Raw genomic sequence first — 16,384 nt, 5'->3', positions numbered from 1 at the left:
TAAATAACAAGGAGTGTATTTGAAAATGAATTATTACTATAATGATAATATTTATAATGTGTACCGTTCAGATGAAAGAATTCGCCCAGGCTTTGGTTTTGGTCGCCCAGGCTTTGGTCGCCCAGGCTTTGGTTTTGGTGGATTCGGATTTGGATTTCCGTTTTTAACAGGATTAGCAGCGGGAGCCTTATTAACTCCAAGACCTCTATATCCGTATCCTTACTACACACCGTATCCGTTCTATCCACCGTATCAATATCCTTATTATTGAAGTTAGTTGAATAAAAGAGCTTTGTCTTTATTAGGGGACAAAGCTTTTTTTCAATGAAACTAATTATTAAAAGTAAAAGGTGATAAACAAATTGGGAATTTTAAAATAGGTTAAAGTAAATCAAAATCCTTAATAAGCTCTAGGACATCTTTAGGAAAATGTTTTAAAAAAAGTCGACAATTTGGCTATATTAATAATCTTCCTTAAAAGCGAATGCCTGTTACTTGTTAAAGCTTTAAGTTGATAGGATTGAATGAAGAACTCTTGATTTATAGAGAAAGGATCTGGCGATAGCAATAGAAGATGCTTTAATATGCAACTTTATGTATATCTATAATATTGATTTGTATCCTTTAAAGATAATTCTATGATTAAATAAGAATAATTTTATCAGAAAAATTAGTAAAAAAATATTATTTATACACTTGATTTTATTTTTATACATATTTATAATTGAGTAATAAATTCAGAAAATGAACTTGTTAAGGAGAAGGTGATTTGGTGAAAGTCGGAATTGTTGGGGCAACTGGTTATGGCGGAGTCGAATTGTATCGGATATTATCCAATCATCCACATGTCGACGAATGTATACTTTATTCATCTTCAGAAATGGATGTACCTTACACACATTCTTTTCCACATTTAAATAACTTAAGCGATCATAGATTGAAAAATATAGAAGTTGAAGAAATAAAAAAGAATGTGGATGTTTTATTTCTTGCTACGCCACCAGGTGTATCAAGTAAATTATCACCACAATTTATTGGATCAAATGTAAAAATCATTGATTTATCTGGTGACCTCAGATTGAAGCAAAAAAGTGTTTATGAACAATGGTATAAACGTGAATGTGTTGAAGAAGAAATTCTTGAAGGTGCAGTATATGGACTTTCTGAGTTGAATAAAGTAGACATTGCAAATGCTCAACTACTTGCAAATCCAGGATGCTTTCCAACAGCAACAATATTAGGTTTGGCACCAGTTGTTAAACAAAAACTAATAGATGAGAAATCAATTATTGTTGATGCTAAAACCGGTGTATCAGGTGCTGGGCGAAATGCATCTCAAGCAACACATTATTCTGAGGTAAATGAAAATGTGAAAATCTATAAAGTTCATGAACATCAACATATTCCTGAGATTGAACAAGCGCTACATAATTTAAATCAGTCAATCTCAGTTATTTCATTTAATACACACTTAATGCCAATGACTAGAGGTATTATGGCAACAATTTATGCAAGTCTAACAGAGTCCACAACAACTGAAAAATTACTAGATTTATATAATGACTTTTATTCGGATTCTCCGTTTGTGCGAATTCGTAAAGATAATGAGTTTCCCTCAACTAGAGAGGTGTATGGATCTAATTTTTGTGACATAGGATTAAAGGTTGATGAGCGTACAGGAAGAATAACAATTGTTGCAGTTATTGATAACTTAATGAAAGGTGCAGCAGGTCAAGCGGTACAAAACTTCAACATTATGAACGGCTTTGAAGAAACAACCGGATTGTACTTTGCCCCTATTTATCCATAAGGCTGTTTTCGAAACGGCCATCATAGAATGGTAGCTTATATGTATTTAAAGCGTGATGATAGTCATTAAAAAGAGCCATTCACATGACAACTAGGGAGGGAAATGCAGTGTTAGAAATAAAAGAAACATCTGCTATTACAAAAATTAATGATGGATCGATCGTTACACCAAAAGGATTTTCTGCTGATGGTGTTCACGCAGGTCTTAGATATAACAAAAATGATTTAGGTGTAATATACAGTGAAGTACCTGCTAATTGTGCAGCTGTCTATACTCAAAGTCATTTTCAAGCAGCTCCTTTAAAAGTAACTCAAGAAAGTATCGGAAAAGAAGGCCTTTTACAAGCAATTATTGTTAATAGTGCAAATGCTAACGCATGTACTGGTGAGCAAGGGGTTAAAGATGCATATGAAATGAGAGAAAAATGTGCAAACCTATTTAATATCCAGGAACATTATGTAGCAGTTGCTTCAACTGGAGTAATCGGTGAATTTTTAAAAATGGATAAAATTCGTACTGGTATTGAACAGCTACAACCAAAAGCAACAAGTGACTCAGCTAATGCTTTTCAAAATGCGATTCTAACAACAGACTTAGTTATGAAAACATCATGTTATGAAGTGGAAATTGACGGAAAAAAAGTAGTAATTGGTGGAGCAGCTAAAGGGTCAGGCATGATTCATCCAAATATGGCAACAATGCTATCATTTGTAACAACTGACGCAAATATAGATTCAGCATCACTTCAATCATTATTAAGTGATGTAACAGATAAAACATACAATCAAATTACCGTTGATGGCGATACGTCAACAAATGATATGGTACTGGTGATGGCAAACGGTCAAGCAGGTAATGAGCAGCTCAAGGAAACTCACCCCCAATGGAATGAATTCAAGGCAGCATTTAAAGAAGTAAGTGAAGAGCTTGCAAAGCAAATTGCAAAAGATGGGGAAGGTGCAACAAAGCTGATTGAAGTAGAAGTAACAGGTGCTAAAACAAAGCAAGAAGCAAATGTTGTTGCTAAAAAAATTGTAGGATCAAGCTTAGTGAAAACGGCTGTATATGGGGCAGATGCTAACTGGGGTAGAATTATTTGTGCAGTTGGTTATAGTGAGGCTTCAGTGCAGCCTGAGAAAATAGATATTTATTTAGAAGATATATGCTTGTTTACAGCAAATAGCCCTCAAGCTTTTTCAGAGGAAATAGCTTCTGAATACTTAAAACAAGATCAAGTAAAAATTAAGGTGAATCTTGGTGTTGGTGAAGAAGCAGGTAAAGCATGGGGTTGTGATTTAACTTACGATTATGTGAAAATCAATGCAAGCTATAGAACATAAGGAGAATGGTATGACAAAAACAGTTGTATTAAAATGTGGTGGAAGCACAGTTCATCAGTTGTCAGAGTCATTTTTTCATAGTTTAAAAGCTTTGATTGATCAAAATTGGCAGCTACTGATTGTACATGGTGGCGGACCTGATATTACGAAAATGCTTCAAGCATTAAACATAGAAACAGAATTCTTTAATGGTCAAAGAAAAACAACAGAAGCTGTTTTAGAGGTTGCTGAAATGATTTTAGCAGGAAAAATTAATAAACAGCTATCTAATTTGTTACAGCAAAAAGGGTTAAAATCAATAGGTTTATCAGGCAGTGATGCAGGCTTATTAAAAGCAGATTATCTTGATAAAGAACATCTCGGGTTAGTAGGGAAAGTAAATGCTGTTGATACTGAGGCTGTTGGATTATTAATGGGAAATGGATATATACCTGTTGTAGCACCGCTAGCACGAACAGTTTCACATGATACGTTAAATGTAAATGCTGACCTTGCAGCTGCAGCAATTGCACATGCTGTAGAAGCGACAAAATTTTTATTTGTAACAGATGTTCCTGGTATTTTAGATCAAGATAAAAATTTGATTACAGACATTACACCAGCTGAAATTCAACAACTGATTGATTGTGATGTGATAACAGGTGGAATGATTCCTAAGGTTCAATCTGCTGTTGCAACTCTTTCAGATATTTGTCAGGAAGTCATTATTGTAAGTGGTCAGGAAGCTTTTCTTAAAGATAACGAATTTAAAGGCACTAAAATCGTGAAAGAAAGGAAGGTATTATCGACATGAGCTATCAATTTCCAACTTACGCAAAATGGGATATCACTGTGAAAGAAGCAAAGGGATCATGGGTTACAGATATTAATGGAAAAAAATATTTAGACTTTGTATCTGGAATTGCTGTATGTAACTTAGGACACGCAGATGAAGATGTATTAGCTTCAATTCAAGAACAGCTTAAAGAATATTGGCATATGTGTAACTTGTTTCATCAACCAATTCAAGAGGATGTTGCAAAGCTACTTGTTGAATCTAGTGATGGAGATGCGGTATTTTTCTGTAATAGTGGAGCAGAGGCAAATGAAGCTGCTATCAAACTAGCACGTAAGTATACAGGAAAAACAAAAATAGTTACGTTCTTACAATCATTTCATGGCAGAACATTTGCGACAATGTCAGCAACTGGTCAGGAGAAGATTCAACAAGGATTTGGTCCTCTTCTTGAGACATTTGAATATCTTCCATACAATGACTTAGAAGCATTAGAGGAATTAGGTAGTGATGTTTGCGCAATTATGTTAGAAGTTATTCAAGGTGAGGGTGGGGTTGTTCCGGCTAACCAAGAATTTTTAAATAAAGTAAATGAAACTTGTCAACGAATTGGTGCTTTACTAATTATAGATGAAGTACAAACTGGAATTGGGCGTACAGGAAAGCCGTTTGCTTATCAGCATTTTGGTTTGTCACCTGATATTGTTACATCTGCTAAAGGGTTAGGAAATGGCATTCCTGTTGGAGCAATGATTGGGAAAGAATTCCTTATTGATAGCTTTCAAGCTGGAAGTCATGGTTCAACCTTTGGTGGAAACCCGGTTGCAATGGCTGCGGCTAAGGCAACACTTACAAAAATATTACCGCAGGACTTTTTAATAGAAGTAGAAAAGAAAAGTGAATATCTGTTTACTAAATTGCAAGAAACAGTTGGGCAACATTCGATTGTTAACGAAATTCGTGGAAAAGGCTTATTAATTGGAATTGATTGTGGCGAACAAGCTGGAAGCATTATTACTGAGCTACGAGAAAATAACTTATTAGTTATCGCAGCAGGTCCTAACGTAATACGAATCATTCCACCGCTAACAGTTTCATACGATGAATTAGACTTAGCTATCGAAAAAATAAATAGATCCTTTGCACAGCAAAAGCAGTCAGTGAATACCCTTTAAAGTGAATTTTTTTTACTATTAAATGAATAAAAATACTATAATTATAATAAATATTCATAATCAACCTACTGCAGGCTATGGATTCAAATGATATAAGAATGACTACAAACGAGGTGTAAACAGATGAAAGGATATCTCCATTTAGAAGATGGTTCGGTATTTAAAGGAAAGCTTGAAAATGGAACTACTGAGGATGTTAACGGAGAAGTTGTGTTTTTTACAGGAATGACAGGATATCAAGAGGTGTTAACAGATCCTTCATATAAGAATCAAATTGTTGTATTTACGTATCCTTTAATTGGAAACTATGGCATTAATATAACTGATGATGAAAGCAAGAAGCCACAGGTTAAGGCTGTTGTTTTATATGAATGTACATCGAATTATTCTCATTTTGAAGCAAAGTACAGCATGAAGGAATATTTAGAGAAGTGGAATATTCCTATTATTCATCATATTGATACACGTGCTGTTGTTAAGAAAATTCGTAATCATGGTTCAATGGCTGCAACGATTTCTCCTATTGAACATAAAGAAGAACAGCCTTGTGAAATATTTGAGAATGGTGTATTTGAAGTTGCTTCATCATCAGTTGAAACATTTGGTGATGGAGATAAACATATTGCTTTAATTGATTTCGGATTTAAAAAATCAATTTTAACTGCATTATTAAGATTAGGCTGTAAAGTAACAACTGTTCCTTTTAAAATGATGGATCAGGTAAATGAACTGAATCCAGATGGAATATTATTATCAAATGGTCCAGGAGATCCTGAACAATTATCAGCTTATTTCTCACAAATTAAACAATTGGTTGTAAAATATCCGACATTTGGAATTTGCTTAGGTCACCAATTAATTTCTTTAGCATTTGGTGCAAAAACAAAAAAACTATTATTCGGACATAGAGGTGCTAATCAGCCTGTTTTTGATAACAAAACAAAGAAGGTTTTTATGACGTCTCAAAATCATAGCTATGTTGTTATCGGAGATAGTCTTAAGGATACAGACTTAAGTGTTCGCTTTTACCATATCAACGATGGATCGATCGAGGGATTATCACATGCAACATTACCATTAATAACAGCACAATTTCATCCAGAAGCACATCCAGGACCATCTGATAGTGAATGGATGTTTGATGAATTTTTAGAATTAGTCAAGGCTGCAAAAGGAGATATGCTTTATGTCTAAAAACGAATCTATAAAAAAAATCGTTGTGATTGGTTCTGGTCCTATTGTTATAGGTCAAGCAGCAGAGTTCGATTATGCTGGTACACAAGGATGTTTAGCATTAAAGGAAGAAGGCTATACAGTTGTTCTTGTAAACAATAATCCGGCAACAATTATGACTGATGAAGAATATTCAGATGTTTTGTATTTTGAACCATTAACAGTTGAAAGCTTAGCTAAAATCATCGAAAAGGAAAAGCCTGATGGTCTGCTCGCATCATTAGGTGGTCAAACAGGACTAAACCTTGCGATGGAGCTTCATGAAGCAGGAATATTAGAAAAGTATGGAGTACAAATATTAGGAACATCAATCGATTCGATTCGTAAGGGGGAGGATCGGAATGAATTTCGTCAATTGATGTACGACCTAAATGAGCCTATTCCAGAAAGCTCAATAGTAACAACATTAGAAGAAGCAATCGAATTTTCGAATAAGATTGGTTTTCCCATTATTATTCGTCCAGCTTACACACTTGGTGGTAAAGGTGGAGGAATTGCTACTAATGAAGAGGAATTTAAAAAGTTTGTAAAAAGTGGTTTACAAGCAAGTCCTATTACTCAATGTTTAATTGAAAAAAATATTGCAGGCTTTAAGGAAATAGAATATGAGATGATTCGTGATCATAAAGGTACATGTATTTCAGTGTGTAATATGGAAAATATTGATCCAGTTGGAGTGCATACAGGTGATTCGATTGTTGTTGCCCCTTCACAAACACTTTCTGATCAAGAGTATCATATGCTCAGAACAGCAGCTGTTAAAATTGTCTCGGCTCTTGGGGTGGTCGGTGGATGTAACATTCAATTAGCTTTAGATCCAAAAAGCAAACAATATTATATTATTGAAGTAAATCCACGGGTCAGTAGATCATCTGCATTAGCATCAAAAGCAACTGGCTATCCAATTGCTAAAATTGCTGCAAAATTATCTGTTGGTTATACATTAGAAGAGTTGAAAAATCCATTAACAATGAGCACATATGCAAGCTTTGAGCCTGCCCTTGACTATGTTGTAGTAAAGTTTCCTAGATGGCCTTTTGACAAGTTTAATAAAGCAGATCGTAAACTAGGTACAAAAATGAAAGCTACTGGTGAGGTTATGGCTATCGAACGTAATTTAGAGGCCGCTCTTCAAAAAGCTTGTGAATCACTAGAGTTAGATAACATAGGAACACACTTACCAGAGCTAACAAGTTCTACTTCTGCGGAGCTTATAGAGTTAATGAAGAAAACAGATGACCGCCGCTTTTTTGCTGTTATGGAGCTTATTAGAAGAGGTATGGGAATAGAAGAAATTCATGCAATAACTGAAATGGATTATTACTTCTTAGCTTGTTTTAAACATATTATTGATCTCGAAAATCAGTTAAAGCAACAATCAGTTGCATCATTAGATGAGGAATTAATTGTAACGGCAAAGGAAAAAGGCTTTTCAGATCGAACTATAGCATTCCTACTTCAAGCAGCAGAAGAAAATGTACGAAAAGCTCGACTTGAAGTTGGGGTTAAAGCGTCTTATAAATATGTTGACACATGTGCAGCAGAATTTGAAGCTCGTACTAATTATTTTTACTCAACATATTTTGGTGAAAATGAACAACCCCCATTAAATGATAAGAAAAAAATTCTTATTATCGGTTCTGGACCAATACGAATTGGCCAAGGAATTGAATTTGATTATAGTGCAGTACATGGAATTAAGGCATTAAAAGAATTAGGGTATGAAGCGATCATGATTAATAACAACCCTGAAACAGTGAGTACTGATTTTGAAACAGCAGATCGACTATATTTTGAGCCAATTACACTTGAATATGTGTTAAATGTAGTTGAATCTGAAAATATTGATGCTGTTATTGTTCAGTATGGTGGTCAAACAGCGATTAACCTTGCAGAGCAATTAGAAACGGCTGGTGTGTCTTTATTAGGTACAGACACAGAAACATTAGATTGGTTAGAGGATCGTGACAAATTTTATCACTTATTAGATGAGCTTTCGATTCCACATGCGGTTGGTTTAACTGCTAATAATGCAAGTGATGCAATTGCTGGAGCAAATGAAATTGGTTATCCCGTTTTATTAAGACCATCTTATGTTATTGGTGGAAAAGGGATGGTTGTTGTTCAAAATGAAGAGAATTTAACATCATTATTATCTGGTAGCACAAATATGATTTACCCGGTATTAATTGACCAATTTGTACAAGGACTTGAAGGTGAAATTGATCTTGTATCTGATGGAAAAGAAGCGTTTATTCCGACATTTATTGAACATGTTGAACCAGCAGGAGTTCATTCTGGTGATAGCTTAGCTATTTTACCGTCACAAAATATAACAGATAATCAGAAATCACTAATCGCTGAATATGCAAATAAATTAGTGAATAAATTGAATTACCGTGGCATTATGAATATTCAATTCCTTATTAACGCTAATAACATATTTGTTGTGGAAGTTAATCCACGTGCAAGTAGAACAGCACCAGTGATAAGTAAAGTAACTGGAATTCCTGTCATTAAGCATGCAACCTATTTACTTTGTGGTAAAACGCTAAGTGAACTGACAATTAAACCGTTTCCTGATAATGGGATGGTGGCAGTTAAATATCCGGTTTTCTCAAGTCATGCTTTACATGATGTAGATATAACGTTAGGTCCTGAAATGAAAGCAACAGGTGAAGGTATGTGTGTAGGAACAAATTTACACAGTGTTTACCGCAAAATATTTGCTAAAGATCTTGAAAATGTAACAAGTATTTTCTTTGATTGTGAAAACGTTGAAGCAAATAAAGCTACTGAAGAAGCGGGTCTTAAGGTGATAGCAGGTGATTTTCAGTTATGGGTTGAAGGAGATAAAGGAATTTTTGTCTCAATAAACGATAGTGATGAAGCGAAACTACAAAGACAGCTTGCCCTGGAAAAAGGTATGCTTCTTTTTACAAATCTTCATACGTATTATGCGTGTTTACAAGGAATAACAGCTTCTGATGATTCAGTTGAGTCGATACAGCAGTTAACGGGAAAGGAAGTGGTCAAGCAATGATTAATGTGAAAGTTAAAAAACAAGAAAAAGTAGAAAAAAGAGACTTTCTAACACTACTTGATTATAGCAAAGAGGAAATTATTCAACTGATTGATGAAGCTTTTGCTTTAGAAGAAAATCCAATTCAACCTGTTTTAAAGGGAAAAACACTAGCAATGATTTTTGAGAAATCATCGACAAGAACTCGTGTATCCTTTGAAACCGGAATGCTTCATCTTGGAGGTCATGCTTTATTTTTAAGCAGTCAGGATCTTCAACTAGGTAGAGGTGAACCTGTATCAGATACTGCAAAAGTATTGTCAGGTTATGTTGATGCAATCATGATTCGTACGTTTGGTCATGATAAAATTGAAGAATTAGCAAAACATGCGAGCATTCCTGTTATAAATGGCTTAACTGATTTATTTCACCCATGCCAAGCTTTAGCTGATTTAAAAACAATTTATCGTCTAAAAGAGAAATTCAACGGTGTGAAAACAGCATACTTAGGTGATGGAAATAATGTAGCTCACTCACTAATGATTGCGGCTGCTAAAGTGGGCATGGATTTTTCATTAGGATGTCCTGTAGGCTATGAGCCTGATGCAAGTATTGTAGAAGAAGCAAAGAAACTTGCTGAAGAAACAGGAGCGAATATCGTTATTACAAATGATCCAATTGAAGCTGTGCAAAATGCGGATATCATATATACAGATGTTTGGGCAAGTATGGGGCAAGAAAGTGAACAACAGCAAAGATTGATTGCTTTTAAGGATTTTCAAGTTAACGATGAATTAGCTAGTCACGCAAAAGCTGATTATCATTTCCTACATTGTTTACCAGCACATCGTGAAGAAGAAGTAACAGCATCGATAATAGATGGAGAGCATTCGGCTGTATTCGAGCAAGCGGAGAATCGCTTACATGTTCAGAAGGCGTTACTTAAAAAGTTGTTAGGATAGGCTCTTTCTCAACGATTGTTGTTGTTAAATGATATAAATAATTGTTCGGTAACAATAAACGTTCCATTTCGCTTCAGAAACTTGCTTTCCGCTGGGAGGAAGTCAAGCCTCCTTGGCTCCGCCTGTGGGGTCTTGACCTTTCCTCTACACCCGCAGGAGTCAAGTTTCTTCCGCTCCATTGCACTATATTTAACACAATGTAAAAATGTAAAACAACGATCTTCGAGAATTGAGCCCAAAGAAAAGTGCAGATACTGGTAATTACTTTTATTCTTTTAAATAAATTGTTAGGTAACAATAAATGTTCCATTTCGCTCTAGAAACTTGCTTTCCGCGGGGAGGAAGTCAAGCCTCCTCGGCTTCGCCTGTGGGGTCTTGACCTTCCCTCTACACCCGCAGGAGTCAAGTTTCTTCCGCTCCATTGCACTAATTTAACACAATGTAAAAAATGTAAAACAACAATCTTTGAGAATAGAGCCTAAAGAAAAGAGCAGATACTGGTAATTGTCAGGATCTGCTCTTTTTATGCTAAGGCTATTTTTATTAATTTTGTAGCAGACTTTTTAAGAAACAGCTCTTAAGATTACTCCGTTAAAAGACCAGTAATCCTCTATTATCCAAACCAGCTAGTTCTAAATGAACTTTCTTTACACAAATACCAATACAGCTATACCAACGATAAAGCAATAATAGGAGAAATATTTTAAATTTCCTTTAGCCATAATATTCATAAACCATTTTAAAGAAAAATAAGAGGTAATGAGTGCTGCAATAAATGCAACAATGTATGGGATAAGGAAAGTATCTAAATTAGGATCATCAATCAAGTCGGTTACACTTAAAATCATCCCACCAAAGCTCACAGGAATAAACATCAGAAATGAAAACTTTAATGCAGTTTCCTGTTTCATTCCAAGGGCCATAGCAGCAACGATCGTTGCTCCGGAACGGCTAATTCCAGGTATTAAGGCAACAGCCTGTGCAAGGCCGATAATGATTGCATCTTTCATTGATAAATCTCCATCATTTTTACGACCACGTAAATTTCGAATTGTCCATAAAGCAATTCCAGTAATAATAAGAGTGATAGCTGTTACTTGAATATACTTCAAATGTTCTGAAATAACGTCATTAAATAAAACACCAATAACACCTGCTGGAATCGTAGCTACAATTAGATAAACAATAAAGCGAAAATCACTTTTTGCACTTTCATCTTTTGTTGTTATGTATTTTATCCCGTTAACAATTAAGCGAATTAAATCCTCTCGATAAATAATTAATACGGCAATTAATGAAGCAGCATTAACAAGTAATTCAAAGGAAAGTCCTTCAATTTTAAGTCCAAGAAAATGTTGTGCAAAAACTAAATGTCCACTAGAAGAAATAGGAATTGGTTCAGTAAATCCTTGAAAAAGCCCTAAAAGTAAATATTTCAATATTAATAAAATATCCAATATACGTATCCTCCGCTTGAAAATTTTACAATCCTTTTCCATTTAACTACAGGTTTGGAACTCTGTAAAGAACTTTATAGTTACTCATGAAAAAAGCCTGTCTGGAGATAATAAAGATAAGGTAGAGAGGAGGGAATAAAATGGGTCAACAACATCGTTTTCGAACAGGTCAAAAAGCACCAAATAATGGTATGTATGTAGAGATAGGTGAAACTGGGGATAATGTTAAAAACCCTGGTCAAATTCGATTAAAAGCCGGAGATCGTTTCCCTGAGACAGCTAACCATAATCGCCAGTGGACATATAAAAGAAAACCTTAATTAATCAAATAAAAAAAGAAAAAACCCACTTTTGTGTAGGGTTTTTTCTTTTTATATCGAATCATTTATTATGGCTTTACATAACAAGCTTAATGTTGGTCGTGTTTTGCCATAGGCTCATTTGGAATTACTTCAGCTATTAAGAAAATGACAACGATTGCAATGACAGCAACTGTTGAAGCTACCATAAAGTCATAGTGGCCGCCTGTCATAGAATTAACAACATATGATGCCATATGTATTAATAAAAATCCCCAAAAAAATGTCCATAAAAAACGCAATGCATTCACCTCTATCCAGACGAGTTCTTATAATATATATTATCACAAACTTTTTGTTTTATAAAGGCTGTTTTCGTAAACTTAAATGAATAAAAAAACGAAAGAAAAGCAGTAATGAAAGATGCATCTTTTCGCCATAAAAAGACACCTTATTATGTGGCAGTAACTCGAGCCTTAATCACGTTATAGGTAGGATAATTCTACAGAATCGGACTTATACCTTATAAATAAAGTGCGAAATTGATTAGCAGTACCTAATTTATGCTTATGCTTGATTTGATATTTTTCGGAGAAGTTATTGACTGCATCGGATATCCATATTCATTTTTTAAAAGAGTCTTAAAAACATTCATAAACTACACTAAAACTGCATTGTATGATAAAACCAATGGATTTCATATAACTGACAAAGTGTGAAGGCGTCTATATTTAACGAAATAGTGACACGCTCCCATTCTTTTTTAATATGCGTACATACATTATATAGAAGAAATGTCTCAGTAAAGAAAGGTGGTGGGCAAGTGATGAAAATAATGGAGCGATTTTTTCAGATTGAAACAGAATGGAATGTCATACAAATACCGCCAAAACCAAATGGCTTTGCAGTCTTTATACTTGGGGACAGATCAGACTTTGTTGATAGTTCTTCAAGCTTTTGGCATCAGCATTATGGAAGGTATCAACTAATGCAAGATCTAATCGATAACGGTTACACTTTAATGCATTCGAATTTATATGGAAATAACTGGGGAAGTCCTAGAGCGGTAACAATGGCTAAACAGCTATACCATCTAGCTATGAAGAAGGAAATTCTCAATCCTAGAATTCATCTTTTGGTTGATGGAATGGGTGGTTTAACAGCATTACAAATGATGCAGGAAATACCAGAAAAAATACGCTCTGTTGCAATGCTGAATCCTTGCCTTGACCTAAAAGCACATCTAGAAAAGGAAAAAGAGCATAAGTTTTTTTATAAAAGGCTTAGAAAAGAAATTTCAGAAGCGTATCTTATTGAACCTAAAAAGATATTATCGTTAGCTTTACCGACTTTAACTCATAAAAACGCAACTGAACTTCCTGTTAGGATTTGGCAGAAAATGAATGGAACCGTATATGATCCAGAAGATCATGGGAAAAAATTTGAAGCACTAAGAAAACATTCAGAACATCCAATCCAATTAATTTATCACTTAGGTGAAAATCCTTATAGAATAAATCAATCTGTTATTAAGTTTTATAGAGAATTTGAAAAAATTTTATAAATTATTGATGTGCAGAGATAATTAGGCAGGGATTTTTATAAGCAAAGGGATAGTCGATGGATCCCTTTGCTCTATAATTTCCTCTTGTTATATGTACGCAAATTTATTCATTCAAGAACATCATTTAATGAGATAATATGGTTGTTTCTAAAAAGTAAGTTTAATGGTTTGAAATGTCACTTCATTTTGATTGAGCTTGTTACATAGACCATTCTTATAAGGACTAATCTAGATCGTGTTTGCATAGTATACAATAACTAACAGTCAGGATTAGGAGGTATAAGATGATAGAACGTGTTATTATCTTTGGAGCACAAACATATTTTGGTATTTGTCTATGTGAGCGGTTACTAGAAGAAGGAATTGAGGTTAAGGTTGTTTTATTTGATCGGGAAATATCAGAAACGAGAGCTTTAGTTGAAGATCGGTTATTATACATTGGTAGGAATGCATTACTAGAAATTAATGATTCTTATTACAGAGAATCAGAAGAAGATAGGGAAGCGGATCTCGTTATATATTGTGGTGAAGAAGAACACCAAGATGAATTTGAACTACTTCAAGATTCCATTAACACTGCCAATCTTCTTAATTCCCGCTTTCTCTATATAAACTCTCACCATGTACATAATGGATATCAAGAACTAGTGGCAATCCTAAATGAACATTCAATGCTTATTCTCCCAACCATATACGGAGCTAGTCTATCAAGTTCAAATAGGATAAATAAAGCATTAATTCAATACCTGAAGAATGAGAAGCAAGAAATTGTGATTGAGGATCATGTTTTATCTATAATAGATGCAGTTGAAGCTACTTATAATTTATTGGAAAATCTTGAGAGGAAGTTTTATACTTTTTCCATGAAAAAAGGTTTGAATCCTGAAAATAGCCTGCCAATAAGATTTGTAGAAGATAAGGAAAATCTGAAAAAGAAAATAAAAGGAATTTGTACTATTGAGGTAGAATCAAGTGTTTCAATAGAAGAAGGGTTACTAAAACAGATTTCCTATTTAAAGAAGAATGAGGATTAGTAGGAAATACTTGTACAAATAAATACTGTAGAGATAAAATATAGATATAATGATAAAAATGCAAGGGAATGATTACCCATGAATATAAAGCTAGGTGTTGTCCTCATAATTCTTTTAGCGCTTTTTGGTTGTGGACAACCTGCAGCATCGGGAAATCTTCAAAAGGTAGGATTACTTGTACCTGAAACAATTGATGATAAGGTATGGGGATCTAAAGGATACAAAGGTCTGTTGAAGATTCAATCAGAATTTGGGGTTGATGTTTTTTATAAAGAAGGAATGAATGAAGATGAAGAAATTCGTTCCGCAATAGAAGAGTTTCAAGAAGAAGATGTGAATCTCATTTTTGGACATGGCAGTGAGTATGCAAATTATTTCAATACTGTTAGTAAGGAATTTCCTGACATTCACTTTGTTTTATTTAATGGGAAAGCAGTAGGAGAAAATGTTACTAGCTTGAACTTTGAAGCACATGCCATGGGCTTTTTCGGCGGGATGGTTGCTGGAGAGATGACTAAAACAAATAAAGTCGCTGTTCTTGCTGCTTTTGAATGGCAACCAGAAGTTGATGGATTTTTTGAAGGAGCATATTTTCAAAATGAAAATGTCCATGTAGATATTCAATATGTTCAGAACTGGAATGATACCAATACCGCATTAACCCTTCTCGATATACTCATCGATAATGAAAATGATATCGTATATGTTGCCGGTGATGGATATAATATCCCTGTAATTGAGAAATTAAAAGAAGAAGGACTTTATGCAATTGGTTTCGTATCAGATCAATCAGATTTAGGCAAAGGTACTGTTTTGACTAGTACTGTTCAGCATGTAGATACACTATATGAGGTTGTCGCAAGATCTTTTGATGAAGGAAATCTAGAAAGTGGTGAATTATATTATGACTTTCAAGATGGTGTTATTTCATTAGGGAAATTTAGCCCTTTAGTAGAAGATGATTTTCGTCTAAAGATTGAAAAAGATATTGAAGAGTATATCGAGAGCGGCTTACTTCCTAATCAATTGTAAAAAATCAAAATATTATTTATGATGAAGATAAAGAAATATATAATGAAATGGAGTGGTTTTTATGGAACAGCATCCAAAAACAATGGAGTTTATGCAAATTGCAATGAAATATTTACCTGAGGCGAAAGAAAAACTTGAAGGATCAGGAATTGAATTGTCTATGGAAACGCTACAGCCTATGATGGAGCTATTCACTAAGGTAATGGGTGAAGCATACGAGTTAGGAAAAAAAGACGCATAAGGTTTCTAAAAGCTGCCATTGGCAGCTTTTTTTTCGGCTGCATTTGATGAAAATTAGAGAAATCATTTCTTTTTAATATAGTCTAATATTGGTGCGAATTGTTTTAGCATAGGTTTAAGGTTTTCAACTGATAACATAATATCATCAATTTGCTCCATTAAAGTAAAGTAATTTATTTCTTGTTGTTTATCACTCGGGTTAGGTTGTATTTCCTCTTGCTTGGGATTTTGAGAAGCACGTCTTGAACCGAACATTAATTGTGAAAAGCGGTCAACAGGCTTTGACGAAGAATTTGTTTCTTGTTCAACAACCACTTCTTCTTCAGTTATATTATCTTCATTAGAATTGATACTTAACTCATCTGGCTCCATAATCGTTCCTCCTTACTAAAGTTCTTTTTGATATAGCTTATGTTTTAAATAATTTCTAGTTCTAGTCGA

At 34.3% G+C, this 16,384-nt stretch carries 16 protein-coding genes; 13 read left to right on the top strand and 3 right to left on the bottom strand.

The features are described 5' to 3' along the window. The first annotated feature begins 25 nt into the window (after positions 1-25). The 8 genes from JOC75_RS10165 (at position 26) to argF (ending at position 10,317) form a co-directional block, all read left to right on the top strand. Positions 26-271: a spore coat protein gene (locus JOC75_RS10165; protein ID WP_204953936.1), complete on the top strand. Its 246-nt coding sequence runs from the start codon at positions 26-28 to the stop codon at positions 269-271. A gap of 501 nt (positions 272-772) precedes the next feature. After that, positions 773-1,810 (top strand): N-acetyl-gamma-glutamyl-phosphate reductase, encoded by a 1,038-nt coding sequence (argC, locus tag JOC75_RS10160; protein WP_204954223.1) that lies wholly within the window; start codon positions 773-775, stop codon positions 1,808-1,810. 107 nt (positions 1,811-1,917) lie between these two features. Continuing rightward, positions 1,918-3,150 (top strand): bifunctional ornithine acetyltransferase/N-acetylglutamate synthase, encoded by a 1,233-nt coding sequence (argJ, locus tag JOC75_RS10155; protein ID WP_338036572.1) that lies wholly within the window; start codon positions 1,918-1,920, stop codon positions 3,148-3,150. A 10-nt stretch (positions 3,151-3,160) separates the two neighbouring features. Then, the gene (gene argB, locus JOC75_RS10150; RefSeq protein ID WP_204953935.1) at positions 3,161-3,943 is read left to right on the top strand and encodes an acetylglutamate kinase; all 783 of its coding nucleotides are present in this window, start codon (positions 3,161-3,163) and stop codon (positions 3,941-3,943) included. Then, on the top strand, positions 3,940-5,100 hold the full coding sequence (locus JOC75_RS10145) for an acetylornithine transaminase (protein WP_204953934.1): 1,161 nt from the start codon (positions 3,940-3,942) through the stop codon (positions 5,098-5,100). Before argB ends, JOC75_RS10145 begins: the two co-directional genes overlap by 4 nt. A gap of 123 nt (positions 5,101-5,223) precedes the next feature. Next, positions 5,224-6,294 (top strand): carbamoyl phosphate synthase small subunit, encoded by a 1,071-nt coding sequence (locus JOC75_RS10140; protein ID WP_204953933.1) that lies wholly within the window; start codon positions 5,224-5,226, stop codon positions 6,292-6,294. Next, the gene (locus JOC75_RS10135) at positions 6,287-9,376 is read left to right on the top strand and encodes a carbamoyl phosphate synthase large subunit (RefSeq protein ID WP_204953932.1); all 3,090 of its coding nucleotides are present in this window, start codon (positions 6,287-6,289) and stop codon (positions 9,374-9,376) included. Before JOC75_RS10140 ends, JOC75_RS10135 begins: the two co-directional genes overlap by 8 nt. After that, positions 9,373-10,317, top strand: a complete 945-nt coding sequence (argF, locus tag JOC75_RS10130) for an ornithine carbamoyltransferase (protein WP_204953931.1) — start codon at positions 9,373-9,375, stop codon at positions 10,315-10,317. Before JOC75_RS10135 ends, argF begins: the two co-directional genes overlap by 4 nt. Positions 10,318-10,964: 647 nt before the next feature. Here argF and JOC75_RS10125 read toward each other — a convergent pair. Next, the gene (locus JOC75_RS10125; protein WP_420828020.1) at positions 10,965-11,774 is read right to left on the bottom strand and encodes an undecaprenyl-diphosphate phosphatase; all 810 of its coding nucleotides are present in this window, start codon (positions 11,772-11,774) and stop codon (positions 10,965-10,967) included. A gap of 140 nt (positions 11,775-11,914) precedes the next feature. Here JOC75_RS10125 and JOC75_RS10120 point away from each other — a divergent pair, with 140 nt between their 5' ends. Then, positions 11,915-12,094 carry a YjzC family protein gene (locus JOC75_RS10120; RefSeq protein ID WP_204953929.1) on the top strand — a complete coding sequence of 60 codons (180 nt, stop codon included), beginning with the start codon at positions 11,915-11,917 and terminating at the stop codon, positions 12,092-12,094. An 89-nt stretch (positions 12,095-12,183) separates the two neighbouring features. Here JOC75_RS10120 and JOC75_RS10115 read toward each other — a convergent pair whose 3' ends face one another. After that, on the bottom strand, positions 12,184-12,375 hold the full coding sequence (locus JOC75_RS10115) for a YjzD family protein (protein ID WP_204953928.1): 192 nt from the start codon (positions 12,373-12,375) through the stop codon (positions 12,184-12,186). A gap of 524 nt (positions 12,376-12,899) precedes the next feature. On the opposite strand from JOC75_RS10115, the gene JOC75_RS10110 reads away from it, so the two are divergent. The 4 genes from JOC75_RS10110 to JOC75_RS10095 all read left to right on the top strand — a co-directional run bounded on the left by JOC75_RS10110 (position 12,900) and on the right by JOC75_RS10095 (position 15,944). Beyond that, positions 12,900-13,637, top strand: coding sequence for a hypothetical protein (locus JOC75_RS10110; protein WP_204953927.1), 738 nt, complete (start codon positions 12,900-12,902; stop codon positions 13,635-13,637). Between the two features lie 284 nt (positions 13,638-13,921). Then, the gene (locus JOC75_RS10105) at positions 13,922-14,671 is read left to right on the top strand and encodes an NAD(P)-dependent oxidoreductase (protein ID WP_204953926.1); all 750 of its coding nucleotides are present in this window, start codon (positions 13,922-13,924) and stop codon (positions 14,669-14,671) included. A 78-nt stretch (positions 14,672-14,749) separates the two neighbouring features. Then, the gene (locus tag JOC75_RS10100) at positions 14,750-15,703 is read left to right on the top strand and encodes a BMP family ABC transporter substrate-binding protein (RefSeq protein ID WP_204953925.1); all 954 of its coding nucleotides are present in this window, start codon (positions 14,750-14,752) and stop codon (positions 15,701-15,703) included. A 61-nt stretch (positions 15,704-15,764) separates the two neighbouring features. Continuing rightward, positions 15,765-15,944, top strand: coding sequence for a ComZ family protein (locus tag JOC75_RS10095; RefSeq protein WP_146948967.1), 180 nt, complete (start codon positions 15,765-15,767; stop codon positions 15,942-15,944). A gap of 62 nt (positions 15,945-16,006) precedes the next feature. On the opposite strand, the gene JOC75_RS10090 is transcribed toward JOC75_RS10095, so the two are convergent. Beyond that, positions 16,007-16,315, bottom strand: coding sequence for a hypothetical protein (locus JOC75_RS10090; protein WP_204953924.1), 309 nt, complete (start codon positions 16,313-16,315; stop codon positions 16,007-16,009). Positions 16,316-16,384: the final 69 nt, after the last annotated feature.

The sequence above is a fragment of the Metabacillus crassostreae genome (assembly GCF_016908395.1).
Lineage (GTDB): Bacteria > Bacillota > Bacilli > Bacillales > Bacillaceae > Metabacillus > Metabacillus crassostreae.
The sequence above is the reverse complement of the archived record's forward strand: the minus strand, read 5'-3'. Positions and strand labels throughout refer to the sequence as shown.

What these genes read in the sequence shown, in the direction of transcription:
- JOC75_RS10165 (WP_204953936.1), top strand. Translation starts at nt 26, where the DNA reads ATGAATTATTACTATAATGATAATATTTATAATGTGTACCGTTCAGAT.
- argB (WP_204953935.1), top strand. Translation starts at nt 3,161, where the DNA reads ATGACAAAAACAGTTGTATTAAAATGTGGTGGAAGCACAGTTCATCAG.
- JOC75_RS10145 (WP_204953934.1), top strand. Translation starts at nt 3,940, where the DNA reads ATGAGCTATCAATTTCCAACTTACGCAAAATGGGATATCACTGTGAAA.
- JOC75_RS10140 (WP_204953933.1), top strand. Translation starts at nt 5,224, where the DNA reads ATGAAAGGATATCTCCATTTAGAAGATGGTTCGGTATTTAAAGGAAAG.
- JOC75_RS10135 (WP_204953932.1), top strand. Translation starts at nt 6,287, where the DNA reads ATGTCTAAAAACGAATCTATAAAAAAAATCGTTGTGATTGGTTCTGGT.
- argF (WP_204953931.1), top strand. Translation starts at nt 9,373, where the DNA reads ATGATTAATGTGAAAGTTAAAAAACAAGAAAAAGTAGAAAAAAGAGAC.
- JOC75_RS10120 (WP_204953929.1), top strand. Translation starts at nt 11,915, where the DNA reads ATGGGTCAACAACATCGTTTTCGAACAGGTCAAAAAGCACCAAATAAT.
- JOC75_RS10110 (WP_204953927.1), top strand. Translation starts at nt 12,900, where the DNA reads ATGAAAATAATGGAGCGATTTTTTCAGATTGAAACAGAATGGAATGTC.
- JOC75_RS10105 (WP_204953926.1), top strand. Translation starts at nt 13,922, where the DNA reads ATGATAGAACGTGTTATTATCTTTGGAGCACAAACATATTTTGGTATT.
- JOC75_RS10100 (WP_204953925.1), top strand. Translation starts at nt 14,750, where the DNA reads ATGAATATAAAGCTAGGTGTTGTCCTCATAATTCTTTTAGCGCTTTTT.
- JOC75_RS10095 (WP_146948967.1), top strand. Translation starts at nt 15,765, where the DNA reads ATGGAACAGCATCCAAAAACAATGGAGTTTATGCAAATTGCAATGAAA.
- JOC75_RS10090 (WP_204953924.1), bottom strand. Translation starts at nt 16,315, where the DNA reads ATGGAGCCAGATGAGTTAAGTATCAATTCTAATGAAGATAATATAACT.